The 26,868-nt window shown below is 65.6% G+C and carries 26 protein-coding genes and 1 pseudogene; 23 read left to right on the plus strand and 4 right to left on the minus strand.

Features of this window, described 5'->3' with window-relative positions; all coding sequences use genetic code 11:
- Window positions 1-4 precede the first annotated feature (4 nt).
- The 17 genes from can (at window position 5) to R2N16_RS02805 (ending at window position 17,249) form a co-directional block, all read left to right on the plus strand.
- Window positions 5-685: a carbonate dehydratase gene (can, locus tag R2N16_RS02725; protein WP_316664048.1), complete on the plus strand. Its 681-nt coding sequence runs from the start codon at window positions 5-7 to the stop codon at window positions 683-685.
- Window positions 686-1,388: 703 nt separating this feature from the next.
- Complete coding sequence (locus tag R2N16_RS02730) at window positions 1,389-2,570, plus strand: acetyl-CoA C-acetyltransferase (protein WP_316664049.1); 1,182 nt, start codon at window positions 1,389-1,391, stop codon at window positions 2,568-2,570.
- Between the two features lie 9 nt (window positions 2,571-2,579).
- On the plus strand, window positions 2,580-3,302 hold the full coding sequence (locus R2N16_RS02735; protein ID WP_316664050.1) for an SDR family oxidoreductase: 723 nt from the start codon (window positions 2,580-2,582) through the stop codon (window positions 3,300-3,302).
- Between the two features lie 10 nt (window positions 3,303-3,312).
- Complete coding sequence (locus R2N16_RS02740) at window positions 3,313-4,443, plus strand: acyl-CoA dehydrogenase family protein (RefSeq protein WP_316664051.1); 1,131 nt, start codon at window positions 3,313-3,315, stop codon at window positions 4,441-4,443.
- 41 nt (window positions 4,444-4,484) lie between these two features.
- Window positions 4,485-5,090, plus strand: a complete 606-nt coding sequence (locus R2N16_RS02745; protein ID WP_316664052.1) for a 2-hydroxychromene-2-carboxylate isomerase — start codon at window positions 4,485-4,487, stop codon at window positions 5,088-5,090.
- Between the two features lie 63 nt (window positions 5,091-5,153).
- Window positions 5,154-5,843: an HAD family hydrolase gene (locus R2N16_RS02750; RefSeq protein ID WP_316664053.1), complete on the plus strand. Its 690-nt coding sequence runs from the start codon at window positions 5,154-5,156 to the stop codon at window positions 5,841-5,843.
- Window positions 5,843-6,283: a YchJ family protein gene (locus R2N16_RS02755; RefSeq protein WP_316664054.1), complete on the plus strand. Its 441-nt coding sequence runs from the start codon at window positions 5,843-5,845 to the stop codon at window positions 6,281-6,283. The genes R2N16_RS02750 and R2N16_RS02755 overlap by 1 nt, the downstream gene beginning before the upstream one ends.
- 28 nt (window positions 6,284-6,311) lie before the next feature.
- Complete coding sequence (locus R2N16_RS02760) at window positions 6,312-7,919, plus strand: carboxyl transferase domain-containing protein (RefSeq protein ID WP_316664055.1); 1,608 nt, start codon at window positions 6,312-6,314, stop codon at window positions 7,917-7,919.
- 30 nt (window positions 7,920-7,949) lie between these two features.
- Window positions 7,950-8,873: a dienelactone hydrolase family protein gene (locus R2N16_RS02765; protein ID WP_316664056.1), complete on the plus strand. Its 924-nt coding sequence runs from the start codon at window positions 7,950-7,952 to the stop codon at window positions 8,871-8,873.
- A complete protein-coding gene (locus tag R2N16_RS02770) occupies window positions 8,870-9,664 on the plus strand; it encodes an enoyl-CoA hydratase/isomerase family protein (RefSeq protein ID WP_316664057.1) in 795 nt (264 codons plus the stop codon). Before R2N16_RS02765 ends, R2N16_RS02770 begins: the two co-directional genes overlap by 4 nt.
- Window positions 9,665-9,707: 43 nt before the next feature.
- Window positions 9,708-10,787, plus strand: a complete 1,080-nt coding sequence (bioB, locus tag R2N16_RS02775) for a biotin synthase BioB (RefSeq protein ID WP_316664058.1) — start codon at window positions 9,708-9,710, stop codon at window positions 10,785-10,787.
- 679 nt (window positions 10,788-11,466) lie between these two features.
- The gene (locus tag R2N16_RS02780; protein WP_316664059.1) at window positions 11,467-13,491 is read left to right on the plus strand and encodes an acetyl/propionyl/methylcrotonyl-CoA carboxylase subunit alpha; all 2,025 of its coding nucleotides are present in this window, start codon (window positions 11,467-11,469) and stop codon (window positions 13,489-13,491) included.
- Between the two features lie 119 nt (window positions 13,492-13,610).
- Window positions 13,611-14,552 (plus strand): 2-hydroxyacid dehydrogenase, encoded by a 942-nt coding sequence (locus tag R2N16_RS02785; RefSeq protein ID WP_316664060.1) that lies wholly within the window; start codon window positions 13,611-13,613, stop codon window positions 14,550-14,552.
- 1 nt (window position 14,553) lies between these two features.
- On the plus strand, window positions 14,554-15,483 hold the full coding sequence (locus tag R2N16_RS02790; RefSeq protein ID WP_316664061.1) for a hydroxymethylglutaryl-CoA lyase: 930 nt from the start codon (window positions 14,554-14,556) through the stop codon (window positions 15,481-15,483).
- A gap of 22 nt (window positions 15,484-15,505) precedes the next feature.
- A complete protein-coding gene (locus tag R2N16_RS02795) occupies window positions 15,506-16,006 on the plus strand; it encodes a YbaK/EbsC family protein (protein ID WP_316664062.1) in 501 nt (166 codons plus the stop codon).
- 10 nt (window positions 16,007-16,016) lie between these two features.
- Entirely contained in the window at window positions 16,017-16,283 is a 267-nt protein-coding gene (locus R2N16_RS02800; protein ID WP_316664063.1) for a DUF1289 domain-containing protein, read from the plus strand.
- Window positions 16,284-16,295: 12 nt separating this feature from the next.
- Entirely contained in the window at window positions 16,296-17,249 is a 954-nt protein-coding gene (locus tag R2N16_RS02805) for an MBL fold metallo-hydrolase (RefSeq protein WP_316664064.1), read from the plus strand.
- Window positions 17,250-17,426: 177 nt separating this feature from the next.
- Here the strand turns inward: R2N16_RS02805 and R2N16_RS02810 are convergent, their stop codons facing one another.
- The gene (locus R2N16_RS02810; RefSeq protein WP_316664065.1) at window positions 17,427-18,353 is read right to left on the minus strand and encodes an alpha/beta fold hydrolase; all 927 of its coding nucleotides are present in this window, start codon (window positions 18,351-18,353) and stop codon (window positions 17,427-17,429) included.
- A 138-nt stretch (window positions 18,354-18,491) separates the two neighbouring features.
- On the opposite strand from R2N16_RS02810, the gene R2N16_RS02815 reads away from it, so the two are divergent.
- From R2N16_RS02815 to R2N16_RS02825, 3 genes are all read left to right on the plus strand, one after another.
- Entirely contained in the window at window positions 18,492-19,040 is a 549-nt protein-coding gene (locus tag R2N16_RS02815; RefSeq protein WP_316664066.1) for a type 1 glutamine amidotransferase domain-containing protein, read from the plus strand.
- A gap of 146 nt (window positions 19,041-19,186) precedes the next feature.
- Window positions 19,187-20,170: an NAD(P)H-dependent flavin oxidoreductase gene (locus R2N16_RS02820; protein ID WP_316664067.1), complete on the plus strand. Its 984-nt coding sequence runs from the start codon at window positions 19,187-19,189 to the stop codon at window positions 20,168-20,170.
- Between the two features lie 210 nt (window positions 20,171-20,380).
- Window positions 20,381-21,856, plus strand: a complete 1,476-nt coding sequence (locus R2N16_RS02825; RefSeq protein ID WP_316664068.1) for a DUF1254 domain-containing protein — start codon at window positions 20,381-20,383, stop codon at window positions 21,854-21,856.
- 61 nt (window positions 21,857-21,917) lie between these two features.
- Here R2N16_RS02825 and R2N16_RS02830 read toward each other — a convergent pair.
- Window positions 21,918-22,346 (minus strand): annotated as a pseudogene (locus R2N16_RS02830) (zinc-binding dehydrogenase); the annotation flags it as partial.
- Between the two features lie 172 nt (window positions 22,347-22,518).
- Here R2N16_RS02830 and R2N16_RS02835 point away from each other — a divergent pair.
- A complete protein-coding gene (locus R2N16_RS02835; RefSeq protein WP_316664069.1) occupies window positions 22,519-23,103 on the plus strand; it encodes a helix-turn-helix domain-containing protein in 585 nt (194 codons plus the stop codon).
- Window positions 23,103-23,651 (plus strand): GNAT family N-acetyltransferase, encoded by a 549-nt coding sequence (locus R2N16_RS02840; protein WP_316664070.1) that lies wholly within the window; start codon window positions 23,103-23,105, stop codon window positions 23,649-23,651. The genes R2N16_RS02835 and R2N16_RS02840 overlap by 1 nt, the downstream gene beginning before the upstream one ends.
- Window positions 23,652-23,655: 4 nt before the next feature.
- Here R2N16_RS02840 and R2N16_RS02845 read toward each other — a convergent pair whose 3' ends face one another.
- Together R2N16_RS02845 and R2N16_RS02850 are read right to left on the minus strand one after the other, a co-directional pair.
- On the minus strand, window positions 23,656-24,513 hold the full coding sequence (locus R2N16_RS02845) for a PhzF family phenazine biosynthesis protein (protein WP_316664071.1): 858 nt from the start codon (window positions 24,511-24,513) through the stop codon (window positions 23,656-23,658).
- A 157-nt stretch (window positions 24,514-24,670) separates the two neighbouring features.
- A complete protein-coding gene (locus R2N16_RS02850) occupies window positions 24,671-25,525 on the minus strand; it encodes a 3-hydroxybutyryl-CoA dehydrogenase (RefSeq protein WP_316664072.1) in 855 nt (284 codons plus the stop codon).
- A 176-nt stretch (window positions 25,526-25,701) separates the two neighbouring features.
- Here R2N16_RS02850 and R2N16_RS02855 point away from each other — a divergent pair, with 176 nt between their 5' ends.
- A complete protein-coding gene (locus R2N16_RS02855) occupies window positions 25,702-26,634 on the plus strand; it encodes a LysR family transcriptional regulator (RefSeq protein WP_316664073.1) in 933 nt (310 codons plus the stop codon).
- The last annotated feature ends 234 nt before the right edge of the window (window positions 26,635-26,868 follow it).

Raw genomic sequence — 26,868 nt, forward strand, 5'->3', positions numbered from 1 at the left:
AACCATGCCACATCGCATCAAGGAACTTTTCGAGAACAACCGCAAGTGGGTCGAGCGCGTCAACGCTGAAGACCCGGCTTTCTTCTCCAACCTGGCCAACCAGCAGAACCCTGAATACCTGTGGATCGGCTGCTCGGATTCGCGCGTGCCAGCCAACCAGATCATCGGTCTGCCGCCGGGCGAGGTGTTCGTCCATCGCAACATCGCCAACGTGGTGGTGCACTCGGACTTGAACTGCCTGTCGGTGCTGCAGTTTGCGGTGGAAGTGCTGAAGATCCGCCACATCACGGTGGTCGGTCACTACGGCTGTTCGGGTGTGAAGGCCGCGCTGACCAAGCAACGTTTCGGGCTGGCGGACAACTGGATTCGTCACGTGCGTGACGTGGCCGAGCAGCACGAAACGTATCTCGGCACGGTGATCCGCGAGCAGGATCAGCATGACCGGCTGTGTGAGCTGAACGTGATCCACCAGGTCAACAACGTGTGCCTGACGACGATCGTGCAGGACGCCTGGGATCGTGGGCAGCCGTTGACTGTTCACGGTTGGATCTACGGCGTGAAGGACGGGATGTTGCGCAATCTGGGGATGGCGGCGAGTTCCAATGAGGAACTGCATGCTCAGCTTGGTGAAGCTTGGCTGAATTATGGGAAGGAAGGGAGTACGCCTAGTCCGGTGGGGTTCTGATTTTTTGTTTTGGATTTTTGGATTGTGGTTCACCCCTGTTTCATCCCCTGCCGGGGCTGACTCACTTTCTTTGTCTTGCCAAAGAAAGTCAGCAAAGAAAGGCGCGCCCGAGATGGCGACTTCCCCTTGAATTTATGTCGCAGAGAGGGGAAGGGGAAAACTCGCTTCGCTCAGACAGTTCCCCTTCCTTTTTCCTCTCTGCAACAGAAATTCAAGGCGCCATCTAGGGCATCAACGGCTACACCATCGCAGTACAAACGCAGTAGTGGGTACGCGGCAAGACGCGGAGCGAAGCAAACGGCAACACACAACACACAACACACAACACGCAACACGCAACACGCAACACGCAACACGCAACACGCAAGGGCCTGACAGAGCATGCACACCAACGGTTCGGCCGTTGACGTTCCTGCCCTTGATAGCGCCTTGAATTTTTGTAAGCGGGCGGAAACAAGACGGGAAACTGTCTGAGCGAAGCGAGTTTTTCCCGTCTCCGCCCGGTTACACAAATTCAAGGAAGGGGTCGCCATCTCGGGCGCGCCTTTCTTTTGCTGACTTTCTTTGGCAAGACAAAGAAAGTGAGTCGGCCCCGGCAGGGGACGAAACGGAGATGGACCAACAAGGCCCACCCAAACGCAAGAGACACATACCCCCTGCACCACAAGTGCAGAAACATGTCGAAGCACACCAGGAGATTGCAATGTCCGACCGCATCATCATCGCCTCCGCCGCCCGCACGCCGATGGGCGCCTTCCAGGGCGAACTCGCTAGCCTGACCGCCCCGCAACTCGGCGCCGCTGCCATCCGCGCGGCCGTCGAGCGCGCCGGCCTGAAGCCTGAGCAGATCGAGGAAGTCATCATGGGTTGCGTGCTGCCCGCCGGCCAGGGCCAGGCCCCGGCGCGTCAGGCAGCCCTCGGCGCCGGCCTGCCGCTGTCGGTCGGCTGCACCACGGTCAACAAGATGTGCGGCTCGGGCATGCGCGCGGCCATGAACGCTTTCGACGCGTTGCTGGCCGGCTCGGTGGACGTGGTCGTCGCAGGCGGCATGGAAAGCATGACCAACGCGCCGTACCTGATCCCGAAGGGCCGCAGTGGCTACCGCATCGGCCACGGCATGATCTACGACCACATGATGCTCGATGGCCTGGAAGACGCCTACGACAAAGGCCGCGCCATGGGCACCTTCGGCGAAGACTGCGCCGAGAAGTACGGCTTCACGCGCGAGGCCCAGGACCACTTCGCAATGACCTCCGTGCGCCGCGCGCAAGAGGCCACCGAATCCGGCGCGTTCCGCTGGGAGATCACGCCCGTCACCGTGTCGAGCAAAGCTGGCGATACCGTCATCGACACCGATGAGGGCCCGCGCCGCATCAAGGTCGACAAGATCCCCTCGCTCAAGCCCGCGTTCAAGAAAGACGGCACGGTGACGGCCGCGTCGTCTTCGTCGATCAACGATGGTGCGGCTGCGCTGGTGATGATGCGCGAGTCGACTGCCAAGCAGCTCGGCATCACGCCGCTCGCAGTGATGCTGGGCCACACCACGCACGCGCAGGCACCGGGCTGGTTCACCACGGCGCCGGTCACGGCCATCGACAAGCTGTTCAAGAAGCTCAACTGGAGCGCGGCCAACGTCGATCTGTTCGAGATCAACGAGGCGTTTGCCGTGGTGCCGATGGCCGCGATGCACGACCTGCACATCCCGCACGAGAAGGTGAACGTGAACGGCGGCGCGTGTGCGCTGGGCCACCCCATCGGTGCATCGGGTGCGCGCGTGATCGCGACGCTGCTGGGCGCGCTGCAACACCGTGGCGGCAAGCGCGGCGTGGCGAGCCTGTGCATCGGCGGCGGCGAGGCCACGGCTGTGGGCATCGAACTCTACTAAGGCACGCGCATGACGAACGCAACGTCCCGCCGCGCGCGCACCGCGCTCATCCTGGGCGCATCGCGCGGCATCGGCCTGGAAACCGTCAAGCAGTACCGTGCCGATGGCTGGCGCGTCATCGCCACCGTCCGCTCGCAAAATGCCGCAGAAGAATTGCAGGCGCTGGGCGCGGAAACGCACGTGCTGGACCTGACCGACGCCAACGCCGTCGCCGGCCTTGCTTGGAAGCTCGACGGCGAAGCGCTGGACGTGGCGATCTACGTGGCGGGCATCTACGGCCCGCGCACGCAGGGCGCGGTACCGGTCAGCCAGGCGGACTTCGATGCCGTGATGCACACGAACGTGTGGGCGCCGATGGGCGTGCTGCCCGCCGTGCTGCCGCTGGTGGAAGCCGGCCATCATGGTGCTGGGGGCGCGGACGAGTCCGGCGGCGTGCTGGCCGTCATCTCCAGCCGCATGGGCAGCATTGGCGACATGTCCGGCAACGGGGGCTGGCTGTACCGCGCCAGCAAGGCGGCGGTGAATGCCGTGCTGCGCGGCGTGTCGATCGACGCGAAGAACGCCACGTGCCTGACCCTCCACCCCGGCTGGGTACAGACCGACATGGGCGGTGCGGGCGCGGCCATCACGCCGCAGGAGAGCGTGGCCGGCATCCGCCGCGTCATCGCCGGCGCCACGCGCGCCGACAACGGCGGGTTCCGCAACTACGACGGCAGCGTCATTGAATGGTGAGGCCAGAACCATGCTGCTGACCCAAGAACAAGAGATGATTCGCGACGCCATCCGCACGTTCGTGCGCGAGGCGATCACACCGCACGCGGCCGCGTGGGACCGCGACGGGACGTTCCCGAAAGACGTGCACCGCCAGCTCGGCGAGCTGGGCGCCTATGGCGTGGCCGTGCCGGAAGAACTGGGCGGCGCGGGGCTCGACTACCTGTCGCTCGCGCTGATCCTGGAGGAAATTGCTGCCGGGGACGGTGGCACCTCCACCGTCATCAGCGTGAACAACTGCCCCGTGTGCAGCATGCTGATGGCGTTTGCGAATGATGCACAGAAGCAGCGGTGGCTTGTGCCGCTGGCGCGCGGCGAGATGCTTGGCGCGTTCTGCCTGACCGAGCCGCACGTCGGCTCCGACGCTTCGGCGCTGCGCACCACGGCCACGCGAGACGGCGACCACTGGGTGCTCAACGGCGTGAAGCAGTTCATCACCAGCGGCAAGCATGCCGACGTGGCCATCGTCATGGCCGTGACGGACAAGGCCGCAGGCAAGCGCGGCATCAGCGCGTTCCTGGTGCCCACCAACACGCCCGGCTACATCGTCGCGCGGCTGGAAGACAAGCTCGGCCAGCATTCTTCCGACACGGCGCAGATCGTGTTCGAAGACTGCCGCATCCCCGGCGATTGCCTGCTGGGTGACGAAGGCGCGGGCTACAAGATGGCGCTGTCGGGGCTGGAAGGCGGGCGCATCGGCATTGCCGCGCAGAGCGTAGGGATGGCGCGCGCGGCCTTTGAAGCAGCGCTGGTGTATGCCAAGGAGCGCGAGAGCTTCGGCCAGCCGCTGTTTGCCCACCAGGCCGTGCAGTTTCGGCTGGCCGAGATGGCCATGCGCGTGGATGTGGCGCGACAGATGGTCTGGCATGCCGCCAGCCTGAAAGACGCCGGGCGGCCGTGCCTGAAAGAGGCGGCCATGGCCAAGCTCAACGCCAGCGAGATGGCTGAGCGCGTGTGCTCCGATGCCATCCAGGTCTTCGGCGGTTACGGCTACGTCAGCGACTTCCCGGTGGAACGCATCTACCGCGACGTGCGCGTATGCCAGATCTACGAAGGCACCAGCGATATCCAGAAGATCTTGATCGCCCGCGCCCTGGCGTAGGCATGTTTAGGGAAGGCGCAGCGCGACACGGGGTGCACATCATGAACGGGGCTATCGATTTCTACTTCGACTTCTCATCGCCGTACGGCTACTTCGCCAGCACGCGCGTGGAAGAACTCGCCCAGCGGTACAACCGGGCGACGGCATGGCATCCGATCCTGCTGGGGGTGGTCTTCAAGACCACCGGCGGCGCCCCACTGCCGCAGGTGCCGCTCAAAGGCGACTACGCGTGGCGCGATTTCGAGCGCACCGCGCGCTTCAATGGCATCGAATACCGCAAGCCCACGCACTTCCCGCTGCCCACCCAATACGCCGCGCGCGCCACGTTGTGCGTGCATGACCACCACGGCGGCGACCGCGCCATCGACTTTGCGCGCGCGGTCTACCGCGCACTGTTTGTCGATGACATCAACATCGGCGAGCCAAGCGAGGTGATGAAGATTGCCGACGCCATGGGCATCGACGGTGCCGCACTCAACGCCGGCGCAAGCAGCCAGCAGATCAAGGATCAGCTCAAGGCCGAGATCGACCTGGCAATGTCGCGCGGCGTGTTCGGCTCGCCCTACGTGATCGTCGACGGCGAAGCGTTCTGGGGCTTCGACCGCTTTGACCAGATTGAAGCGTTGCTGCGCGACGGACGCATATAAGGCCACCTCCATAAGGGCGGCGGATGTCAGAGCCGCCGCTGACGAACCACCAACGAAGAGAGCATGACTGCAGTGACCTCCTCTGTATCGAACCACCCGCGCTTTGACGCGATCCTCTTCGATTGCGACGGCGTGCTGGTCGACAGCGAACCCATCGTCAACCGACTGATCTGGCAGATGCTGACCGAGCTTGGCATCAACATCAGCCAGGAAGATTCCATCAAGCGCTTCCTCGGCAAGGCCATCCGCGAAGAGCTGGATGCCATTGCCGAGATGCGCGGCGCACCGCTGCCGCCGAACTGGCTGTCTACCTTCCACGCGCGCCGCAACGAGCTGCTCGAAGCCGAGGTGGAAGCGGTGCCGCATATCGCGCACGCCATTGACGTGCTCTCCAGGCTTGGCCTGCCGATGGCCGTGGCCTCCGGCGCCGATCGCACGAAGGTCGAGCTGCAACTCAACCGCACCGGGCTGATCGAGCACTTCCAGCCGACGGACATCCGTATCTTTTCGGCCACCGAGGTCGCACGCAGCAAGCCCGCGCCCGACGTGTACCTGCTGGCAGCCAGCAGCCTGGGGGTATCCCCATCACGTTGCCTGGTGATCGAAGACAGCCCCACGGGCGTCACCGCGGGGCACGCCGCCGGCATGACGGTGCTGGCGTATGCCGGCCGCAATGCGCCGGGCCCGCTGATCTCGGCTGGTGCCACCCGCACCTTCACCGACATGCGTGAACTGCCGGAGCTGCTGGCCTGATGCCTGCCGCACAAACCAAGCCCATCGGCCCGGCCGACGCCTGCCCTTGCGGCAACGGCGCTTATGGGCGCTGCTGCGGCCCGTTCCACGCAGGCGAGGCCGTGCCGGTCACGGCCGAGCAACTCATGCGCTCGCGCTACAGCGCCTATGTGCTGAGCGACACGGCATACCTGCGCCGTACGTGGCATCCGTCCACCTGCCCTGCCGACCTGGAAACCAGCGAAGCAGATGCCGCCGCCACGCGCTGGCTCGGCCTGGACGTCAAGCGCCACACACCGCAAGACGCCACGCATGCGACGGTGGAATTCGTCGCGCGCTACAAGGTGGGCGGCCGCGCGCATCGCCTGCATGAAACCAGCCGCTTCGTCCGCCAGGACGCCAGCGGCGCTGAATCCGCCGATGGCCGTTGGCTGTACCTCGACGGCACTTTCCCTGACTGAACCGCACCGACCTTCTTGCACTGCTGCCATGCCGACGCTAGAGACCAAGCTGAACCCCCGCGCCGAAGACTTCAAGGCCAACGCCGATGCCATGCGCGCGCTCGTCGCCGACTTGCGCGACAAGGTTGCGCGCATCGCCCAGGGTGGCGGTGAAGACGCCCGCGCCAAGCACCTCGCACGTGGCAAGCTGCTGCCGCGCGACCGCGTGCAGCAACTGCTCGACCCCGGCACGCCATTCCTGGAGTTCTCACAACTGGCGGCGTACGGCATGTACGACGACGCGGCACCGGGCGCCGGCATCATCACCGGCATCGGCCGCATCTCGGGGCAGGAGTGTGTGATCGTCTGCAACGACGCCACGGTCAAGGGCGGGACGTATTACCCGATGACGGTGAAGAAGCACCTGCGCGCGCAGGAAATTGCCGAGCAGAACCACCTGCCCTGTGTGTACCTCGTCGATTCTGGCGGCGCGAACCTGCCGAATCAGGACGATGTCTTCCCCGATCGGGATCACTTCGGCCGTATCTTCTACAACCAGGCCAATCTGTCGTCGAAAGGCATCCCGCAGATTGCGGTGGTGATGGGCTCGTGCACGGCAGGCGGCGCGTATGTGCCGGCCATGAGCGACGAATCGATCATCGTCAAGGAACAGGGCACGATCTTTCTGGCGGGCCCGCCGCTGGTGAAGGCGGCCACGGGTGAAGTGGTGAGCGCCGAAGACCTGGGCGGTGCCGATGTGCACACGCGCCTGTCGGGCGTGGCCGACTACTTTGCCAACAACGATTCGCACGCGCTGGCACAAGCCCGCAGCATCGTCGCGCACCTGAACCGCCGCAAGCCGGACCAGGTACAGATCCATGCGCCCGTCGAGCCGCGCTTTCCCGCTGAAGAACTCTATGGCGTGATCCCGACCGATACGCGCAAGCCGTTCGACGTGCGCGAAGTCATTGCCCGCATCGTCGACGATTCCGCCTTCGATGAATTCAAGGCGCGCTATGGCACGACGCTGGTCTGCGGCTTTGCGCGCATCTGGGGTTACCCGGTCGGCATCATCGCCAACAACGGCATCCTGTTCTCGGAAGCGGCGTTGAAAGGCGCGCACTTCATCGAGCTGTGCTGCCAGCGCAAGATCCCGCTGGTGTTCCTGCAGAACATCACCGGCTTCATGGTCGGCCGCAAGTATGAAAACGAAGGCATCGCCAAGAACGGTGCAAAGATGGTGACCGCCGTGGCGACGGCGCAGGTGCCCAAGTTCACGGTCATCATCGGCGGCTCGTTTGGCGCGGGCAACTACGGCATGTGCGGGCGCGCGTATTCGCCGCGCTTCCTGTGGATGTGGCCGAATGCGCGCATCTCGGTGATGGGCGGGGAGCAGGCCGCAAGCGTGCTCGCCACCGTGCGCCGCGACGGCATCGAGGCCAAGGGCGGCCAGTGGAGCGCGGATGAGGAAGCCGCCTTCAAGGCGCCGATCCGCGACCAATACGAACGCCAGGGCCATCCGTACTACGCCAGCGCCCGCCTGTGGGACGATGGCGTGATCGACCCGGCCGACACGCGCAGCGTGCTGGGCCTCGGGTTGTCGGCCAGCCTGAACGCGCCGATTGGCGACATGAACTTCGGCGTGTTCCGCATGTAAGCGGGCCGCCCATCGAACAGGGACTTTGCAGTGGACAGCAACACCGCGCGAACGTGGCGCAGCGCCTGGGCAGCCGTTGGCTGCGCGCTGCTGCTTGCGGGCGCGCATGCGAGCGAGACCGCGCCGGCTGACGTCAGCGAGACCATAGTGGACGTGCCCAAGTCTGCGGGCATCTTCACCCTCAAGCTGGAGACCACCGTCTACAAGCCGGCCGGCGACGGCCCCTTCCCGCTTATCGTGCTCAATCACGGCAAGGCGCGCGGCAAGGCGGCATTCCAATCGCGTGCCCGTTACAGCGAGCAGGCAGCGGCGCTGGTCGCGCGCGGCTACGTGGTGGCCATCCCGATGCGGCAAGGGTTTTCCAAATCGGGCGGCGCGTACATCGGCAGTGGTTGCAACGTGGAAGCCAACGGCATCCTCCAGGCCGAAGACGTGGTGGCCGCGCTCGACTACATGACCGCGCAGCCGTACGTGGACCGCAACCGCATCGTCGTCATGGGCCAGTCGCATGGCGGGCTGACCACGCTGGCCTTCGGCACCATCGCCTACCCCGGCGTACGCGGGTTGGTGAACTTTGCCGGCGGCCTGCGCAACGACACCTGCGTCGATTGGGAGGGCAACCTCGTGCGCGCCTTTGAAACGTACGGCCGCCAGTCACGCTACCCCTCGCTCTGGTTTTATGGCGACAACGACAGTTACTGGCCCAAGCCGATGCCCGACAAGATGTTCGCGGCCTACACCAGTGCCGGCGGGAAAGGCAGGCTGGTGGATTTCGGCAACTTCAAGAGCGACTCCCACGGCATGTTTGCCAGCCATGCAGGGTTGAGCATCTGGCTGCCGCAGGTGGATGCCTTCCTGCGCGAACTCGGCTTGCCCGCGGGCCCCGTCAGCCCCGCCGCCGAAGCCTCCGGCGCAGACGACCCCAAGTCCGACACCAACAAGGACCCCGAATGAACGCCTTCGAGACCCTCGCCTTCGCACAGCACGGCGCCGTCGCTACCCTCACGCTGAACCGGCCTGACGTACGCAATGCCTTCAACGAGACCGTCATCGCCGAGCTGACCGGTGCGTTCCGCGCGCTGGCCGATGCGCCCGGCGTGCGCGCCATCGTCCTGTCCGGCAACGGCCCGGCCTTCTGTGCGGGCGCCGACCTGAACTGGATGAAAAAGATGGCCGGCTACTCGGATGACGAGAACCGCGCCGACGCCCTGCGCCTGGCCGAAATGCTGCGCACCATCTACACCTGCCCCAAGCCCGTGATCGCGCGCGTGCAGGGCGACACGTATGCCGGCGGCGTTGGCCTGGTCGCCGCGTGCGACATCGTCGTCGCCGTCGACACGGCCAATTTCTGCCTGTCGGAAGCCAAGCTCGGACTGATTCCGGCCACCATCAGCCCGTACGTGATCCGCGCACTGGGCGAGCAGGCTTCGCGCCGCTACTTCGTCACCGCCGAGCGTTTCTCCGCGGCGCAGGCGCATCGCTTGGGCCTCGTGCATGAACTGGTGAACGCAGACGCCCTCGACGCCAAGGTGGACGACATCACCGCCGCACTCGTCGCCAACAGCCCCAACGCCGTGCGCGAGAGCAAGCGCCTCGTGCGCGAGGTGTCTGGCGCCGCCATCACCGACGCATTGCTGGCGGATACCGCTGAACGCATCGCCGCCATCCGCGCCTCGGAAGAGGGCCGCGAAGGCGTGCAGAGTTTTCTGGGCAAGCGCAAGCCGAACTGGCTGCTGCAGGCCTGACCCGCATAACAACGAAACAACGCATCACTTGAAGGAAGTCCTCATGCAATCCACCCCGCTCAATTTCGTTCCGAACGCCGCCAAAGCGCCTGTCACCCCGGGCCGGGCGCCCGACGCGCGCTGGAGCCGCGAAGCCATCGAAGCGCTGTTCGCGCTGCCGTTCAACGATCTGCTGTTCCAGGCACAGCAGGTGCACCGCGCCAACTTTGATGCGAACGCCGTGCAGCTCTCGACGCTGCTGTCCATCAAGACCGGCGGCTGCCCCGAGGATTGCTCGTACTGCCCGCAATCGGCACGCTACGACACCGGTGTTGAGGCGGAAAAGCTGATGCCGATCGACGCCGTACTGGAAGCCGCATCGCGCGCCAAGCAGAACGGTGCGAGCCGCTTCTGCATGGGTGCCGCGTGGCGCAACCCGAAACCCCATCAGCTCGATGCCGTGGCCGACATGGTGCGCGGCGTGAAAGCGATGGGGCTGGAGACGTGCGTGACGCTGGGCATGCTCAAGCAGGAACAGGCTACGCAACTGAAAGAGGCGGGCCTGGACTACTACAACCACAACCTCGACACCGCGCCCGAGTTCTACGGCGAGATCATCACCACGCGCACGTACCAGGACCGGCTCGACACACTCGAGCACGTGCGTGATGCAGGCATCAACGTGTGCTGCGGTGGCATCGTCGGGCTGGGGGAATCGGTGCACGAGCGTGCGGGCCTGATCGCCGAGCTGGCGAACATGGAGCCGTACCCGGATTCGGTGCCGATCAACAACCTCGTGAAGGTGGAAGGCACACCGTTGGCGGGTAACGAGGAACTGGATCCGTTTGATTTTGTGCGCACGATTGCGGTAGCACGGATCACGATGCCCAAGGCGATGGTGCGGCTCTCCGCCGGCCGCGAGGCGATGGACGATGCGTTGCAGGCGCTGTGCTTCATGGCGGGTGCCAACTCGATCTTCTATGGCGAGAAGCTGCTGACGACAGATAACCCGGAGGCGGATGCGGATCGGAAGCTGCTGGCGCGGCTGGGGATGCGGGTGGAGATGCAGGATCACATGCACCATGAATCGCATGCGGGGGTGCAGTCTTCGCATTGTCATATCGACATTACGCCGGCGGACTGATGCTTTTAGTTTTGGGGATGGTTTTTTGTTGGTGGTCCATCCCCAGTTTCATCCCCTGCCGGGGCTGACTCACTTTTCTTTGTCTTGCCAAAGAAAAGTAAGCAAAAGAAAGGCGCGCCCGAGATGGCGAAAGACTCCTTGAATTTATGTCGCAGGGAGGGAGGAGAGGCAAACTCGCTTCGCTCAAACAGCCTCCCCTCTTTTTCCTCCCTGCAACAGAAATTCAAGGCGCCATCTAGGGCATCAACGGCCACACCATCGCAGTGCAAACGCAGTGGTAGGTACGCGGCAAGACGCGGAGCGAAGCAAACGGCAATACAGCAACAAGCAACAAGCAACAAGCAACAAGCAACAAGCAACAAGCAACAAGCAACAAGCAACAAGCAAGAGCCTGACAGAGCATGCCCGCCAACGGTTTGGCCGTTGACGTTCCTGCCCTAGATGGCGCCTTGAATTTGTGTAAGCGGGCGGAAAAAAGAGGGAGGCTTGTCTGAGCGAAGCGAGTTTGCCTCCCTCTCCGCCCGGTTACACAAATTCAAGGAGGGTGTCGCCATCTCGGGCGCGCCTTTCTTTGGTTACTTTCTTTGGCAAGACAAAGAAAGTGACTCAGCCCCGGCAGGGGATGAAACAAAGGATGCACCACAAGTGCAAAAACAAACACAGGAGACGTAACAACACCATGATCACCAAGCTCCTCATCGCCAACCGAGGCGAAATCGCCTGCCGGGTCGCCGCCACCTGCCGCAAGCTCGGCATCCGCACGGTCGCGGTCTACTCCGATGCCGACGCCAACGCCCGCCACGTCGCGGCCTGCGACGAAGCCATCCACATCGGTGAACCCGCCGCCCGCGACAGCTACCTGCGCGCCGACCGCATCCTCGAAGCCGCACGCGCCACCGGCGCCCAGGCCATCCACCCCGGCTACGGCTTCCTGTCGGAGAACGAAGCCTTCGCCAAGGCGTGCGCCGATGCCGGCATTATCTTCGTCGGCCCGCCGGCCTCGGCCATCGAGGCGATGGGCAGCAAGAGCGCGGCCAAGGCACTGATGGAGAAAGCCGGTGTGCCGCTCGTGCCCGGCTACCACGGCGACAACCAGGACGCTGCCTTCCTGCGCACGCAGGCCGATCGCATCGGCTACCCCGTACTCATCAAGGCCAGCGCCGGCGGCGGCGGCAAGGGCATGCGCGTGGTGGAATCGGGCGACGCGTTCGAAGCCTCGCTGGCATCCGTCAAGCGCGAGGCCTCTTCCAGCTTCGGCGACGACCGCGTGCTGATCGAGAAGTACCTCACGCGTCCGCGCCACATCGAGATCCAGGTGTTCGCCGACAGCTTCGGCGGCGCCGTCTACCTGTTCGAGCGCGACTGCTCGGTGCAGCGCCGTCACCAGAAGGTATTGGAAGAAGCCCCGGCGCCGGGCATGACGCTGGACCGTCGCCGCGCGATGGGCGAAGCCGCTGTGGCCGCCGCGCGCGCCGTGGGCTACGTGGGTGCCGGCACGGTCGAGTTCATCGTCGATGAAGACGGCACGTTCTACTTCATGGAGATGAACACGCGCCTGCAGGTGGAACACCCCGTTACCGAAATGATCACGGGCGAAGACCTGGTCGAATGGCAATTGCGCGTCGCATCCGGCGAGCCGCTGCCGCGCACGCAGGACGAGCTGCATATCCACGGCCATGCGCTCGAAGCGCGCATCTATGCCGAGAACCCCGAGCGCGATTTCCTGCCCTCCATCGGCACACTGAAGGTGCTGCGTACGCCGGCGGCGGTGGAGTTCACCGTGGGCGCGCAAGTCAATGGCGAACCCGCTGGCGTGCGCATCGACGCTGGTGTGCGCGAGGGCGACGCCATCAGCCCCTACTACGACCCGATGATCGCCAAGCTGATCGTCTGGGGCCGTGACCGTGAAGAAGCGCTCGCGCGCATGCTGCAGGCGCTGGGCAGCTTCCACCTTGTCGGGTTGTCGTCCAACGTGGCGTTCCTGCGCCGCCTCGTGGCGTCGAAGCCGTTTGCCACCGCCGATCTGGATACCGGCCTGATCGCGCGCAACCAGGACACGCTGTTTCCGGCTGCTCCGGAAGTGCCGCAAGACGCCATCGCCCTGGCCGTGGCTGCGCTGCTCGCGCGCGAGGCACGCAGCCTGCGCACCGACACGCGCGATCCGCATTCGCCGTGGGCACGCGGCAGCGGCTGGCGCCTGAACGGCGCGGCCGAACGCACGCTGCGCTTCACGCATGGCGATCAGTCCGTCGACGCCACGCTCGTGTACGGGCGCGACGGCTCGCGCTTGAAAGCCAACGGCCACGAGGCGCCCTTCACCACGCAGCGCCACGCCGAAACCTTCACCGTCATGCTGGGGTCGCACAAGGCTACGGGTCAGGTGCATGCCGACGGCGATGCCTTCCACGTCTTCACCGGTGGCGCGCACTGGGCGCTGGAACGCCACGACCCGCTCGCCCACGCCGGCGAGGCCGACGACGAAGGCGGCAAGCTCACGGCGCCGATGCCCGGCAAGGTCATCGCCGTGCTGGCCGCACCCGGACAGACCGTTACCAAGGGCGCACCGCTCGTCGTCATGGAAGCCATGAAGATGGAGCACACGCTGACCGCACCTGCCGATGGCATCGTCGAATCCGTGCTGTATGGCGTGGGCGACCAGGTGACGGAAGGCGTGCAGTTGCTGGCGTTCAAGCCGGCGGAATGATGGCTGAATGACGCCCAAGCGGGCCGCCACGCGCGTCGGCGGCCCCTGCTACACTGCTTGACGTATACGTCAACCAAGCGTCAACCGAGCCTCAACCACGCATCTTGAAGTCGCCCCACATGCACATCCAGATCTACACGCCCGACGGCAAGCCCCAACCCTGGCTCGATGGTTTTGCGCAGGCGCTGCCCGAAGCGCGGCTGTCGGTGTGGGAGCAAGGTGCGGCGCAGGACGCAGACTACGCCGTGGTCTGGCAACCGCCCGCCGACATGCTCCGCAATCGCCGCGACTTGCGCGCGGTGTTCAACCTGGGCGCGGGCGTCGATGCCATCCTCGGGCTGCGCGCGCAATCGCCCGATGCCATTCCCGAAGGCCTACCGATCGTGCGTCTGGACGACGCCGGCATGGCCGCGCAGATGGGCGAGTACGTCACGCATGCCGTGCTGCGTTTCTTCCGACGCCTTGATGAATACGAGCGCCAGCAGCAAGCCAAGATGTGGCGCTTTCTCAAGCCATTCAACCGCGACGAGTTCGTCGTCGGCGTGCTGGGCCTGGGCGTGCTCGGCACGCACATCGCCAGGACGCTGGCAGGCTTCGGCTTTCCGGTGCGCGGCTGGAGCCGCTCTGCCAAGCACGTCGACGGCGTCGATTGCCGCGCGGGCAGCGAGGCGCTGTCCGGCTTCCTTGCCGGCACGCGCGTGCTGGTGAACGTGCTGCCGCTGACCGCCGACACCGAAAACGTGATCGACGCCAAGCTGCTCGACCAGCTCACACCGGGCGCGTTCATCATCAACGTAGCGCGCGGCAAGCATGTGGTGGAAGACGACTTGCTGGCCGCCGTGCGCAGCGGGCACATTGCCGGCGCCGCGCTCGACGTGTTCCGCACCGAGCCCCTGCCTGCCGACCACCCCTTCTGGACCGAACCGCGCATCCACATCACGCCGCACATTTCGGCGTTGACGCTGCGCGAGGTCAGCATTGCCCAGATCGCGCGCAAGATTCGCGCGCTGGAAGCTGGCGAGCCGATTGTCGGCATCGTCGATCTGCAACGAGGTTACTGAGATGAGCACTCCGCATTTTGTGAAGGTGGTCGAGGTCGGCCCGCGCGACGGTCTTCAGAACGAGAAGGCGCCGGTCTCGACGGACACCAAGGTCGAACTGGTGAACCGGCTTTCCGAGGCCGGCTTCGTGAACGTGGAAGCCGCGTCGTTCGTGTCGCCCAAGTGGGTGCCGGCGATGGCCGATGGCGCCGACGTGATGGCGCGCATCCAGCGCCGGGCGGGCACGCTGTACTCCGTCCTCACGCCCAACATGAAGGGCTTCGAAGGCGCCGCTGCAGCGGGCGCCGATGAGATCGTGATCTTCAGTGCCGCCAGCGAGGCCTTTGCGCAGAAGAACATCAACTGCTCGATTGCGGAGTCGATCGAACGCTTTGTGCCGGTGGCCAAGGCCGCCAAGGATGCGGGCATTCGCGTGCGCGGGTCGATCTCGTGTTCGCTGGGCTGCCCGTATCAGGGTGAGGTGCCGGTGTCGTCGGTGGTGGATGTGATCCAGCGCATGGCCGATCTGGGGTGCGACGAAATCGACATTGCCGACACCATCGGCGTGGGCACCGCCGGCCAAGTGAAAGCCGTGATGGAAGCCGCTGCGGCAACGTTCCCGATCGACCGGCTTTCCGGCCATTTCCATGACACGTACGGCCAGGCACTGGCGAACATCCTCGCCAGCCTGGAAGTCGGCATCCACATCTTCCACGCCTCGGTGGCGGGGCTGGGCGGCTGCCCGTATGCCAAGGGCGCGACCGGCAACGTGGCGACCGAAGACGTGCTGTACCTGCTGCACGGCCTGGGCATCCGCACCGGCATCGACCTGGACAAGGTGGTGCTCGCAGGTGACTTCATCTCGCAAGCCATCGGCCGCCCCACCGCTTCGCGTGCGGGCCGCGCGCTGCTGCTCAAGCTGCAGGACCAGATCGCCCAGGCCTGTATCTGATTCTCCACCCAGAACAACGACGATGACCGCAACCGATACGAACGCACCCCTGCCTGAATCTGCTCAACGCGTGGCCGACCACCTGCGCACGCTCGGCTACGAAAAAGCCATCGTGATGCTGCCGGCCACCGGTAAAACGTCTGCCGAAGCGGCTGCCGGCCTGGGCTGCTCGGTGGCGGAGATCGCCAAGTCGATCATCTTCCGCCGTGCGAAAGACGATGTGCCGGTGCTGGTGATCGCCAGCGGCACCAATCGTGTCGACGAGGCAAAGGTTTCCGCGCACGTGGGCGCACTCGCCAAGGCCGATGCCAAGTTCGTGCGCGAGAAAACCGGCTACGCCATCGGCGGCGTCTGCCCGGTGGGCCATGCGGTCAAGCCTGTGATGCTGCTCGACCAGGACCTGTTCCAGTACGACAGCGTATGGGCCGCTGCCGGCCACCCGCACGCCGTGTTCAACCTCACGCCCGCCGAGCTGGAAGCCATGACCGGCGCGCCCGTGGCCGACATCGCCCAGCGCGACTGATCGAACACGCATGGACGCCTGCACCCGCGCGCAACTAAAGCGCTCGCTTGGCAAGCTGCGCAACAGCCGCGCGCAGGCCGAACGCGCCCAGCCGGTGTCGTCGCCGTGCATCAGCGTGTGCAAGATGGACGACGCGCGGGGCCTGTGCATCGGCTGCCTGCGTACCATCGACGAGATTGCCGCGTGGTCGACCATGAACGACGCGGCACGCCTGGCCGTGTGGAAGACCTTGTCCGAGCGCGCCTGCGCCTGGCTCAACGAGACGCCCTGCGCCTGACCGCCGCTCACCATGGCCGAACACGACATCGTCACCCTTCCCGATTCGATGCGCGTGTTCGAGCGCGGTTGGCTGTCGTCCAACAACATCCTCTTCTTCGATGACGAAGCGCATGGCGGTTGCGCGCTGGTGGACACCGGCTATCTCACGCACGCCCCGCAAACTGTGGCGCTTGTGCAGCACGCACTGCAAGGCAGGCCGCTGCGCCGTCTGCTGAACACGCACCTGCACTCCGATCACTGCGGCGGCAACGCAGCGCTGCAGGCACTGCACGGCAGCCACACGCGCGTGCCGGCAGCGCAAATCGACGACGTGCGCCGCTGGGACATCGACGCCCTGAGCTACGGCCCCACGGGCCAGGAATGCGCACGCTTCTCGTTGCCCGACAGCGATGCCGACGCAGGGCTGGCGGACGGCATGACTGCACGGCTGGGCGGTCTCGACTGGCAGGTCATCAGTGCGCCGGGACATGACCCGCACGCGGTCATCCTCTTCAGCCCCGACACGCGCGTGCTGATATCTGCCGATGCCCTGTGGGAGCGCGGCTTTGGCGTGATCTTTCCCGAGCTGGAAGGCGAGAGTGGCTTTGCCGAGCAGCAGGCCATTCTTGAGCGCATCGCGCAGCTCGATGCGCGCGTGGTGATTCCGGGACATGGCCGGCCTTTCACGCAAGTCAACGCCGCCGTTGACGCGTCGCTCAGCCGGCTGGCCTATCTGCGCGCAGACCCGGAGCGCAACGCGCTGCACGCCATTCGCGTGCTGGTGAAGTTCAAGCTGCTGGAACAGCAGGCCCTCACCCATGACGCGCTGGCCGCGTGGTTCACGCAGACGACACTGATGCCGCGTTTGCAAGCGCGATTCTTTCCCAACGCGTCGCTCGCGCAGATGCTTGATGCGGCCATCTCCGCCCTCGTCAAGGCGGGAGCGGCAACGGTCGAGCACGGTCTCCTTCACAACCGCGACTGACACAGCACGTCGCCGCGGCGCCGTCAGGCGACGCCGGTACGCCGCCGCACAGTCGCGCGCTGCTGTTCCAGATGGATACGGAACTGCAGCGGCTGCGGGGGGAGGACGATCCGTCCTTGCGTTGATGGGGACGCATCAAACCTGCTGCGCGAGTGGCCGCAAGCGTAGGCCAGCGCCTCAGGCGAAGTACGCCCGCATGTCTTCAAGCAGCGCCTCCGGTGCCTCCTCCGGCACGTAGTGCCCACACGGCACCGTGCCTCCGCTCACCTCGTGCGCCACGGCACTCCACAGCTCCAGGGGATTGAAGCAGCGTTGGATCACGCCGTGCTCGCCCCACAGCACACGAAGCGGCACGCTCACGCGCTTGCCGGCAGCGCGGTCGGCGCGATCGTGTTCGAGGTCGATGGTGGCGGCGGCGCGGTAGTCCTCGCACATGGCATGCACGCAGGCGGGATCGCGCATGGCGGCAGCGTAGGTCGCCATCGCTTCCGGGGCGAACGGTTCGAGACCCGCGTGGCGCAGGCCCATCAGCTTGCTGATGTAGAAATCCGGCGTGGCGTTGATGAGCGTCTCGGGAAACGGCGACGGCTGGATCAGGAAGAACCAATGCCAGTACGCGGATGCAAACGCCATGTCGGTGTTCTCGTACATCGCCAGCGTGGGGGCGATGTCGAGCAGCATGGCGCGCTCCACGTGTACGGGGTGGTCGACACACAGGCGATGTGCCACACGCGCACCGCGGTCATGCGCACACAGCCGGAAGCGGCCGAAACCGAGTGCGCGCATCACCTCCACCTGGTCCTGTGCCATGGTGCGCTTGCTGTATTCCGCGTGCCTGGCGCTGCCGGCCGGTTTGGACGAAGCGCCATAGCCGCGCAGATCGGTCGCGACGACCGTGTAATCGCGCGCCAATGCATGCGCGACCTTGTGCCAGATCACATGGCTTTGCGGATGGCCGTGCAGCAACAGCAGCGGCGGGCCGCTCCCGCCGATCACCCCCGCGATCTCCACCCCGTTGGCCACCTGGCGAAACGGACGAAAGCCCGGAAACAGCGCGGCGTCTGCGGCAGCGGTGGCGGCATCGATGGAAAGCGGCGTGGTCATGCGAGTCTCCGGGTGGTCAGTGATGGGTGAAGTGATGCGTGGCGAATGCTCCGCATGCTAGCGCAGAGCGGGCATGCGCGTTGCGGAGCGATCCACTGCCGTTCTCTTCTTTCGATGTCCCCTCACAAGGAGTTCGCCATGACCCCACTGCATGACATGCACATCGCCATCCTCGTCCAGGACTTGTTCGAGCAGGCCGAGCTGGCCAGCCCCAAGCAGGCGCTGGAAGGCGCCGGTGCCAACGTCAGCATCATCGCGCCGAAAGGCCCCAGCGTGACCGGCCTGCACCACGCCACCCCGGGCGATACCTTCAAGGTGGACCTGACCCTGGATCAGGCCAAGGCTGACGACTTCGATGGCCTGGTGCTGCCCGGCGGCGTGTTCAACGCCGATGCGCTGCGCGTCGTGCCCGCTGCGCAGGCCTTTGTAAAAGCGTTCGAGCGCGCGCAAAAGCCGATCGCCGTGATCTGCCACGGGCCGTGGCTGATGGTGTCTGCCGGGCTGGTGCGCGGGCGCACGCTGACCAGTTGGCCGACGCTGCAGGACGACATCCGCAATGCCGGCGGCATGTGGGTGGACCGCGAGGTGGTGACCGACCGCAACTGGGTCAGCAGCCGCAAACCCGATGACCTAGCCGCCTTCAATCGCGCCTTCATCGAACTGGTGGTGCGGCATGCCCATGCCTGAGCCCGGTGGGTAGGCCGCATGGGCCGCATGAGCCGCTTGGGCCGCTTGGGCCGCTTGGGCCGCACAGGGCGGGGTGCCGGATCGTTCCTATAATCGAACGACAGGTTCTGCCCCTGTTGTGCCGGTTTGCCAAACCAGGAGACGCCATGCCCGCCGCCAAGCACCTGCCGCCCGTGCTGCAGCACCTGACGCTGCCCGTGATCGGTTCGCCGATGTTCATCGTCAGCTATCCGGAACTGGTGTTGGCGCAATGCAAGGCCGGCATTGTCGGGGCGTTTCCGGCCCTCAATGCGCGCCCGGCCGAAGCGCTGGACGAATGGCTCACGCAGATGAACGCGGACCTGGCGGCCTATCGCGCCGCGCATCCGCACGAGGTGATGGGGCCCATCGCGGTCAATCAAATCGTGCACCACTCAAACGCGCGGCTGGAGCAAGACGTGGCCACCTGCGTCAAGCACAAGGTACCGATCTTCATCACCTCGCTGCGCGCACCGGTCAAGGAGATCCTGGATGCGGTGCACAGCTATGGCGGCATCGTGCTGCACGACGTGATCAATCTGCGTCATGCGGAAAAGGCGCTTGAAGCCGGCGTGGACGGGCTGATCCTGGTGGCGGCGGGTGCGGGCGGCCATGCCGGCACGCTGTCGCCGTTTGCGCTGGTCGGCGAGGTGCGGCGCATCTTCGACGGGCCGATCGCACTCTCAGGTGCGATTGCCACGGGCGACGCCATCCTGGCCGCGCAGGCCATGGGCGCGGACCTCGCCTATATCGGCACGCGCTTCATCGCCAGCCAGGAAGCCCACGCTGCCGAGAGCTACAAGACCGCCATCGTGCGCGCGGCCGCGTCGGACATCATCTACACCAACCTCTTTACAGGCGTGCACGGCAACTACATCCGCGAGAGCATCGAATTGGCGGGCCTGGACCCCGCCGCCCTGCCCGAGGCCGATAAATCGAAGATGAATTTTGGCGATGGCAGCTCGCGCGCCAAGGCCTGGAAAGACATCTGGGGCGCGGGCCAGGGTGTCGGGCAGATTGCCGACCTGCCGCCCGCCGCCGAAATCGTGGCGCGCTTGAAGGCCGAATACGACGCGGCCAAGTTGCGCCTCGCGCTGCACCTGCGCCTCTAAGCCTGCCTGCGGCGAGCCATGCGTGCATGCCCCGCCGCACTTCAATTGACTTGCGTTGGCGGCGCTTCTACATTCCAAAGATTCAAGATACGACATGCGCGGCGCCATGGGATCGGCCACCGCGCAACCGTATGCGCAAGCATCCTTGGGGGGATGTTCGACAGGCGTCTGCTTTCCTGTTGCGCGCACCGACGACAAAAGGAGAACAAGATGACGCACTGCCCTGCGCCGGCGCGCCCGCTTCCCAAGCTGGTGGCCGTGGCGCTGAGCGTGGTGGCCTCGGCGATCACCCTGGGCCTGACCGGCTGCGCCACCCAGAACGCCGCGACCACGGCCCCCATCGAACAACGTCTGCCGAAGCCGAACGAAGCGCTCGTGCGCTCGGCCTATGTCTACGCTTTTCCGTTGATGATGACGGACGCGCTGCTGCAGACCACGTCTGCGCTGGCGCCCGCCGGCACGTTCATGCACCAGCGCACGCTGGAAGACGAAGCCCTGCCCACCGGTGTGCGCGCACGCGTGGACGTGCTCGCCAGCAGCGCCTTCGTCGATTTGCGTAACGGCCCGGTCGTCCTGAGTCTGCCCGACGCGGGGCGCCGCCACATCTGGGTGGCACTGCACGACGGGTGGAACGACGTGTTCGAATCGCTCGGCAACCGCACAACCGGGGCCCGCGCAGCGCACTACGCCATCACGCCGCCGGGCTGGGAAGGCACGCTGCCGGCCGGCGTCAAGCAGATGGCCGCGCCGACGAACCTCTTCTGGGTGGTGGCCCGCACGCAGGTGGCCGGCGCGCGCGACCTGGTCACCGCACGCCGTGTGCAGGACCGCTACCGCATCACCCCGCTGGACGCCTTCGGAAAAACCACCCTGCGCGAGGCTGAAGCCGAAACCAAGGTGAACACTGACAAGGCCACCGATCTAGACGTCAGCCTCGATGCTGCGCGCCGCCGCGTCACCGCGCTGGACGCGAACAGCTACTTCACACGGTTTGCCGAGCTGCTCAAGGACAATCCGCCGCACGCGGCCGATTCCACGATGCTGCAATCGCTGCGTGACCTGGGCATCGTGCCCGGTGCGCCGTTCGACGCCAAGACCGTGAGCGCCGCCAACCTGAAGGTGATGGATGGCGGGGTGGCGGCCGCGCGCGAGACACTGGCGCTGGCCGTCAAGCAGCCGCCCATCACGCAGAACGGCTGGTTCATCCCGCGCATGATCGGCGCCTATGGGCTGGACTATGCGCAGCGCGCCATCGTGGCGTGGAACGGCGGCGGCACCGACCTGCCGCAGGACATGCTCATCGCCACCGCCACGACCGACGCCAACGGCATGGCGCTGGACAGCACGCACCGCTACGTATTGCATTTCGAGCGCAACCAGCTCCCGCCCGAGAATGCCGGCTGGGCCGTCGCTGCCCTATCCACTGTCGGGCAGCCCCGCCGCGCGGCCGAACCCCCGGGCCTGCGCAACGTGCTGAGCGAGGCTGACCACCCGCGCCTGAACCGCGACGGCTCGCTCGACATCCTGATCCAGCGCGCGCCGCCCAAGGGCATGCGCAACAATTGGCTGCCACCGCCTCCCGGCCCGTTCCTGTTGCGCCTGCAGTTGACCTGGCCCAAGGAAGCGGCACTCGACGCGTCGTGGCTGCCGCCCGCCTTACAGCGCCGGGACGCCGCGACCCAATAGGCCAATAGGCCAACAGGCCAACAAGCCGGAGGGCCCGCCCCCGCGATCAAGCCTCGGCCACGCGCACTACGAGCTTGCCGGCGGCCACCCACGCCGTCATGTCACGCTGGAAGGCGTCGTAGCGACTGGCGTAGTGGTCGAGGATGATGAAGCCCTGCATGCGCACGCGCTTCTGCAGTACGGTCGCCGTCACCTTCGGCAGGCGGTCGGGCCCGGCAGCGGCCTCGTCGCTGTAGTGCGAAATGAAGCCGCACACCGGGACGCGCGCACCGATGTTCAGCAACGGCAGCACCGCGTCGAACACCTCGCCGCCCACGTTTTCGAAGTACACGTCGATGCCGTCTGGGCAGGCGTGCGCCAGGCGCTTCGCGGGGTCGGGTCGGCGGCGGTCCAGGCAAGCATCAAAGCCGAGCGTGTCGACGGCGTAGCGGCATTTGTCAGCGCCGCCCGCAATGCCGACCACACGTGCGCCTTTGAGCTTGGCAAGCTCCTGTAGACCGATCGTTTACAAAACAGCGAAAAGCATTTGCATGGCTGGGCAATCTAGCGGCAATCGCGACGTTCGGCCGGCGCCTCGGCAAGGCACTACCCATGGCAAGGCCAATCCGGCGGCACCTCAAATTCCAGTTTACTAGATAGGAATTTCCACTAAACTGGATTACATGAACATCCACCAACGTATCGCCCAACGCCTGCGCGAACTGCGCGACGCCCAGGGCCTCTCGCTCGACGCGCTGGCAGAACGCAGCCAGGTCAGCCGTTCGGCCATTTCCCTGATCGAGCGCGGCCAGAGCAGCCCGACCGCTGCGGTGCTCGATCGGCTCAGCTCCGCGCTGGGCGTGACGCTTGCCTCGCTGTTCGAGGAGAGTCCTGCGCCGGCCGTGGAACCTTCGCCCGTATCACGCGCGGCAAAGCAGCCCGAGTGGACCGACCCCGCCTCCGGCTACGTGCGCCGCAACCTGTCGCCGGCGGCGCGTTCGCCCCTGCAGCTTGTTGAGGTGCACTTTCCGCCCGGCGAGCGCGTGGCCTACGACACCGGCGCGCGCGATGCCGAAATCCACCAGCAGGTGTGGGTGATCGAAGGCACGATGGAAATGACCGTGGGCGACGCGCACTGGCGCCTCAATACAGGCGATTGCCTGACCATGCGGCTGGACTGCCCGATCGTCTATCACAACCCCACGCGGCGACCCGCCCGCTACCTCGTCGCGCTGACAACCGTATCCGCTGCCCACTGGAGACCCTGATGATCGACACCCTGACCATTCGGCGCGTGGGCGCCAACGAGGCAAGCGCGTGCGTTGATGCGTTGGCCGATGTGCTGATCGATTGCGTGGAGGGCGGCGCGTCGGTCAGCTTCATGGCGCCGTTGTCGCGTGACAAGGCGCGGGCATTCTGGCGCGGTGTGGCAGATGGCGTGGCGCGGGGCGAGCGTGCGCTGCTGATTGCCGAAGATGAGGCCCGCGCCATCCATGGCACCGTGCAACTGGTGCTCGCGCAGCCGGAAAACCAGCCGCACCGCGCAGATATCGCCAAGATGCTCGTGCACCGCCGCGCGCGCCGCCAGGGCGTGGCGCAACGGCTGATGGCCGCCATCGAAGACGAGGCGCGCGCCGAGGGCAAGACGGTGCTCGTGCTCGACACGGTGACGGGCGGCGATGCCGAGCGGCTATACGCACGCGCCGGCTGGCAGCGCGTGGGCGTGGTGCCCAACTACGCGCTGATGCCCGACGGCGCATTCTGCGGGACGACGTTCTTCTGCAAGCAGCTCACGCCGTCCGTCAGCGCCGCCTAGTTGGTCAAATCGTCAGTGTGCCGCGGCCGATTTCGATCACGCGGCCACCCACGTGGATCGTGCCGTCGGCATCCACACGCAGCGTGAGGTGGCAAGGCCGCCCCACTGCAGCGCCCTGTTCGATGCGGTAGCTTGCCGGCAACGCATGGCCCGTCGCGCGCAGCCAGCCGCCCAGGTTGGCACACGCCGAGCCGGTGCCCGGGTCTTCCCACAGGCCGGTGCCGTATTCGAAGAAGAAACGCGATATCACCGGATCATTGCTGCCCGGCGCGGGCATGGTGAACACGTAGGCGTTGCGCCCGTCGTTGCGGCTGCGCGGCCACGCATCGAACGCCGACGGATCGGGCCGGGCGCGCTCCACATCGGCGCGCGTCTTGACGGGCACCATCAGTTGCTCGATGCCTGCGTCGACCCACAGGGGCGGGCCCGCCAGCGCATCCGCGTCCAGCCCAAGCATCTTCGCAATGGCCGGATCGGCTTCGCGCGTATTCAGCGCGCCAGAACGCGGCGGCACCAGCGACCACCCCTCGTCCTGCGCCGTCAGCGACACGATGCCCGACTGGCAACGCAGCGTCAGTTCATTGCCGGGGCCATACAGCTCGCGCACCACCTGCGCAGTCCCCAGCGACGGGTGGCCGGCAAACGGCATCTCATAATCGGGCGTGAAGATGCGGAAACGCGCCGTGGCCCCATCGGCACCGTCCGGGAAGATGAAGGTGATCTCGGACAGGTTGAACTGGCGTCCGATGGCCTGCATGGTGGCGTCGTCCAGGCCGCGCCCGTCTTCAAACACGGCGAGCTGGTTGCCGCCAAAGGTGGATTCGGCAAAGACGTTGAGCAGGCGGAAGGCGTAGCGCGGCATGGTGGTGTCCGGAGTGTGGGGGGAAGGAAAAAAGACGGTGTGGCGATGCGTCATCATCAACGCACCCCCACACCGCCTCCATGCACACTTGCAGACAGTTCGCGCGAATCCGGCCTGACAGTTGGCGGACACCGCGAATGCCGCACAGGATCGCGGCTTACTTGCGATAGTCGTACACGCCACGCCCAGTCTTGCGGCCCAGGTAACCGGCAGCCACCATTTCGCGCATCAGCATGGCCGGGCGGTATTTCGGGTCGCCGAATTCGGTGTACAGCACTTCCATCACGGCCAGCATGGTATCCAGGCCGATCATGTCGGCCAGCGCCAGCGGCCCGATCGGGTGGTTGCAGCCGAGCTTCATGCCTTCATCGATCTCCTCCGGCGAGGCCAGGCCCTCGCCCAGCACGCAGAACGCCTCGTTGATCATCGGGCACAGGATGCGGTTGACGACAAAGCCCGGGCTGTTCTTGACCGTGATCGGCGTCTTGCCCAGCTGATGCGCCAGCGCCTCCACTGCCGCGTGCGTGGCATCGCTCGTCTGCAAGCCGCGGATGACTTCCACCAGTGCCATCATCGGTACCGGGTTGAAGAAATGCATGCCGATGAAGCGGCTGGCGTCCTGCAGCACGGCGGCCAGCTTGGTGATCGAGATGGACGACGTGTTCGACGCTACGATGGCGTGCGGCGCAGCGACAGCTTCGAGCTGCTTGAGGATCTTCACCTTCAGGTCGAAGTTCTCGGTGGCGGCTTCGATGACGAGGTCGGCGCGCTTGAGGTCATCGTACGAAGTGGAGCCCTGAATGCGTGCGAGCGCGGCGGCCTTGTCGGCTTCGGTCAGTTTTTCCTTCTTGATGAGGCGGTCCAGGCTGCCTGCCACGGTGGCAATGCCCTTTTGCACGGCAGCATCGCTGATGTCCACCATCACCACATCCAGCCCAACCACGGCGCACGCTTGCGCAATGCCGTTGCCCATTGTTCCGGCACCGACGATGCCGACGACTTGAATTGCCATGAACTGCTCCTCGCTTGGTATTGGATTGCGATAGGGGAATGAAACAGATTGCAGAGGATAAACGACGCGACGATGCCCAGAAAAGCCTTGCCGACGGTAACGTCACATTCCGCCCGATCGCCGTATGATGGCTGGCGTCGCGCCACCCTTTCAACTCAGGCGCCGGGGCGTTGGAAATGGACCGTTTTCTCAGTATTGAAGCCTTCGTGCGCGTGGCGGAAACGCGCAGCTTTGCCGAGGCGGCGCGCCAACTGGGCGTGACCAACTCGGTGGTCACCCACCGCGTGCAGCAACTGGAGCGCTTTATCGAAGCGCCGCTGTTTCACCGCAGCACGCGGCACGTGCGCCTTTCCGAAGTGGGTGAGACCTACTACAAGCAATGCGCTGAAGCCGTCTGCATGCTGACGGACCTCACCGACCAGATGCGCGGCCTGCGCGCTACGCCCGCCGGCAAACTGCGCATCCGCATGCTGCCCGGATACGCGCTCAGCCACTTTGCCGAGCCGCTGGCCAGGTTCGGTATGCAGTACCCCGATATCCAGCTCGACGTGGTGGTCGACGACAGCGTGGTCGACCCGATTGCCGAAGGGTTCGACGTGGTGTTCCAGATCTTTCCGCCGATCAACGATTCGCTGATCGAGCGACGCCTGTTCCCGCTGCGGCGCATGTTCTGCGCCACACCCGCGTATGTCGAGGAGTACGGCATGCCGCAGCAGCCGGCGGATCTGCTGCAGCATTCGCTGGCGCTGTACTCCGGCTACCCGACCCGCAAGCGCTGGGTGTTCTCGCACAACGGCGAAACCGGCCCGGCGATGGACCTGCCCGAGCAGGTGCGCTCCAACTCCGTGCATCTGCTGCGCGACTACGCACTGACCGGCGCCGGCATTGCCTGCCTGCCCACCCTCGTCGTCAGCGACGATCTGGTCGCTGGCCGCCTCGTGCCGGTGCTGGCCGACTACGACCTGACGCCGCTGCACTTTTCTGCCGTGTATCCGGCCACGCAGCGTCAAGCGGTCAAGGTGTGCGCACTGATCGACTGCCTGGCCAGCCACCACGCTGGCGAGCCGGCATGGGACGCGCCCTTGCTCGAGCGCGGCTGGGTGCGCTGAGGGTGGTGGTACATCCCCGCCCATGGCGAGCGGCGCGCAGTGCAGGGTACCGGTGAAATATTTCGGCAGGTCGCATCGATTGTTCGGCAATCGCAAAAACTGCACTTGCCGATTCTGCCGTTGTGCTCGGAGCGCAAGTTCCTATGATGGTTGGGCCCCATGGATTGCCGCCGCTTCGGAGCGGCACTCATGCCGCGGCCCTCTCTCATTTGCACCACGCTCCCATTGGATACG

The organism is Ralstonia psammae, from assembly GCF_958405935.1.
In the GTDB taxonomy this organism is placed as follows: domain Bacteria; phylum Pseudomonadota; class Gammaproteobacteria; order Burkholderiales; family Burkholderiaceae; genus Ralstonia; species Ralstonia psammae.

Bases quoted from the DNA above. Each gene is read 5' to 3' on its own strand.
- can (WP_316664048.1), top strand. From the start codon at position 5: ATGCCACATCGCATCAAGGAACTTTTCGAGAACAACCGCAAGTGGGTC.
- R2N16_RS02730 (WP_316664049.1), top strand. From the start codon at position 1,389: ATGTCCGACCGCATCATCATCGCCTCCGCCGCCCGCACGCCGATGGGC.
- R2N16_RS02735 (WP_316664050.1), top strand. From the start codon at position 2,580: ATGACGAACGCAACGTCCCGCCGCGCGCGCACCGCGCTCATCCTGGGC.
- R2N16_RS02740 (WP_316664051.1), top strand. From the start codon at position 3,313: ATGCTGCTGACCCAAGAACAAGAGATGATTCGCGACGCCATCCGCACG.
- R2N16_RS02745 (WP_316664052.1), top strand. From the start codon at position 4,485: ATGAACGGGGCTATCGATTTCTACTTCGACTTCTCATCGCCGTACGGC.
- R2N16_RS02750 (WP_316664053.1), top strand. From the start codon at position 5,154: ATGACTGCAGTGACCTCCTCTGTATCGAACCACCCGCGCTTTGACGCG.
- R2N16_RS02755 (WP_316664054.1), top strand. From the start codon at position 5,843: ATGCCTGCCGCACAAACCAAGCCCATCGGCCCGGCCGACGCCTGCCCT.
- R2N16_RS02760 (WP_316664055.1), top strand. From the start codon at position 6,312: ATGCCGACGCTAGAGACCAAGCTGAACCCCCGCGCCGAAGACTTCAAG.
- R2N16_RS02770 (WP_316664057.1), top strand. From the start codon at position 8,870: ATGAACGCCTTCGAGACCCTCGCCTTCGCACAGCACGGCGCCGTCGCT.
- bioB (WP_316664058.1), top strand. From the start codon at position 9,708: ATGCAATCCACCCCGCTCAATTTCGTTCCGAACGCCGCCAAAGCGCCT.
- R2N16_RS02780 (WP_316664059.1), top strand. From the start codon at position 11,467: ATGATCACCAAGCTCCTCATCGCCAACCGAGGCGAAATCGCCTGCCGG.
- R2N16_RS02785 (WP_316664060.1), top strand. From the start codon at position 13,611: ATGCACATCCAGATCTACACGCCCGACGGCAAGCCCCAACCCTGGCTC.
- R2N16_RS02790 (WP_316664061.1), top strand. From the start codon at position 14,554: ATGAGCACTCCGCATTTTGTGAAGGTGGTCGAGGTCGGCCCGCGCGAC.
- R2N16_RS02795 (WP_316664062.1), top strand. From the start codon at position 15,506: ATGACCGCAACCGATACGAACGCACCCCTGCCTGAATCTGCTCAACGC.
- R2N16_RS02800 (WP_316664063.1), top strand. From the start codon at position 16,017: ATGGACGCCTGCACCCGCGCGCAACTAAAGCGCTCGCTTGGCAAGCTG.
- R2N16_RS02805 (WP_316664064.1), top strand. From the start codon at position 16,296: ATGGCCGAACACGACATCGTCACCCTTCCCGATTCGATGCGCGTGTTC.
- R2N16_RS02810 (WP_316664065.1), bottom strand. From the start codon at position 18,353: ATGACCACGCCGCTTTCCATCGATGCCGCCACCGCTGCCGCAGACGCC.
- R2N16_RS02815 (WP_316664066.1), top strand. From the start codon at position 18,492: ATGACCCCACTGCATGACATGCACATCGCCATCCTCGTCCAGGACTTG.
- R2N16_RS02820 (WP_316664067.1), top strand. From the start codon at position 19,187: ATGCCCGCCGCCAAGCACCTGCCGCCCGTGCTGCAGCACCTGACGCTG.
- R2N16_RS02825 (WP_316664068.1), top strand. From the start codon at position 20,381: ATGACGCACTGCCCTGCGCCGGCGCGCCCGCTTCCCAAGCTGGTGGCC.
- R2N16_RS02835 (WP_316664069.1), top strand. From the start codon at position 22,519: ATGAACATCCACCAACGTATCGCCCAACGCCTGCGCGAACTGCGCGAC.
- R2N16_RS02840 (WP_316664070.1), top strand. From the start codon at position 23,103: ATGATCGACACCCTGACCATTCGGCGCGTGGGCGCCAACGAGGCAAGC.
- R2N16_RS02845 (WP_316664071.1), bottom strand. From the start codon at position 24,513: ATGCCGCGCTACGCCTTCCGCCTGCTCAACGTCTTTGCCGAATCCACC.
- R2N16_RS02850 (WP_316664072.1), bottom strand. From the start codon at position 25,525: ATGGCAATTCAAGTCGTCGGCATCGTCGGTGCCGGAACAATGGGCAAC.
- R2N16_RS02855 (WP_316664073.1), top strand. From the start codon at position 25,702: ATGGACCGTTTTCTCAGTATTGAAGCCTTCGTGCGCGTGGCGGAAACG.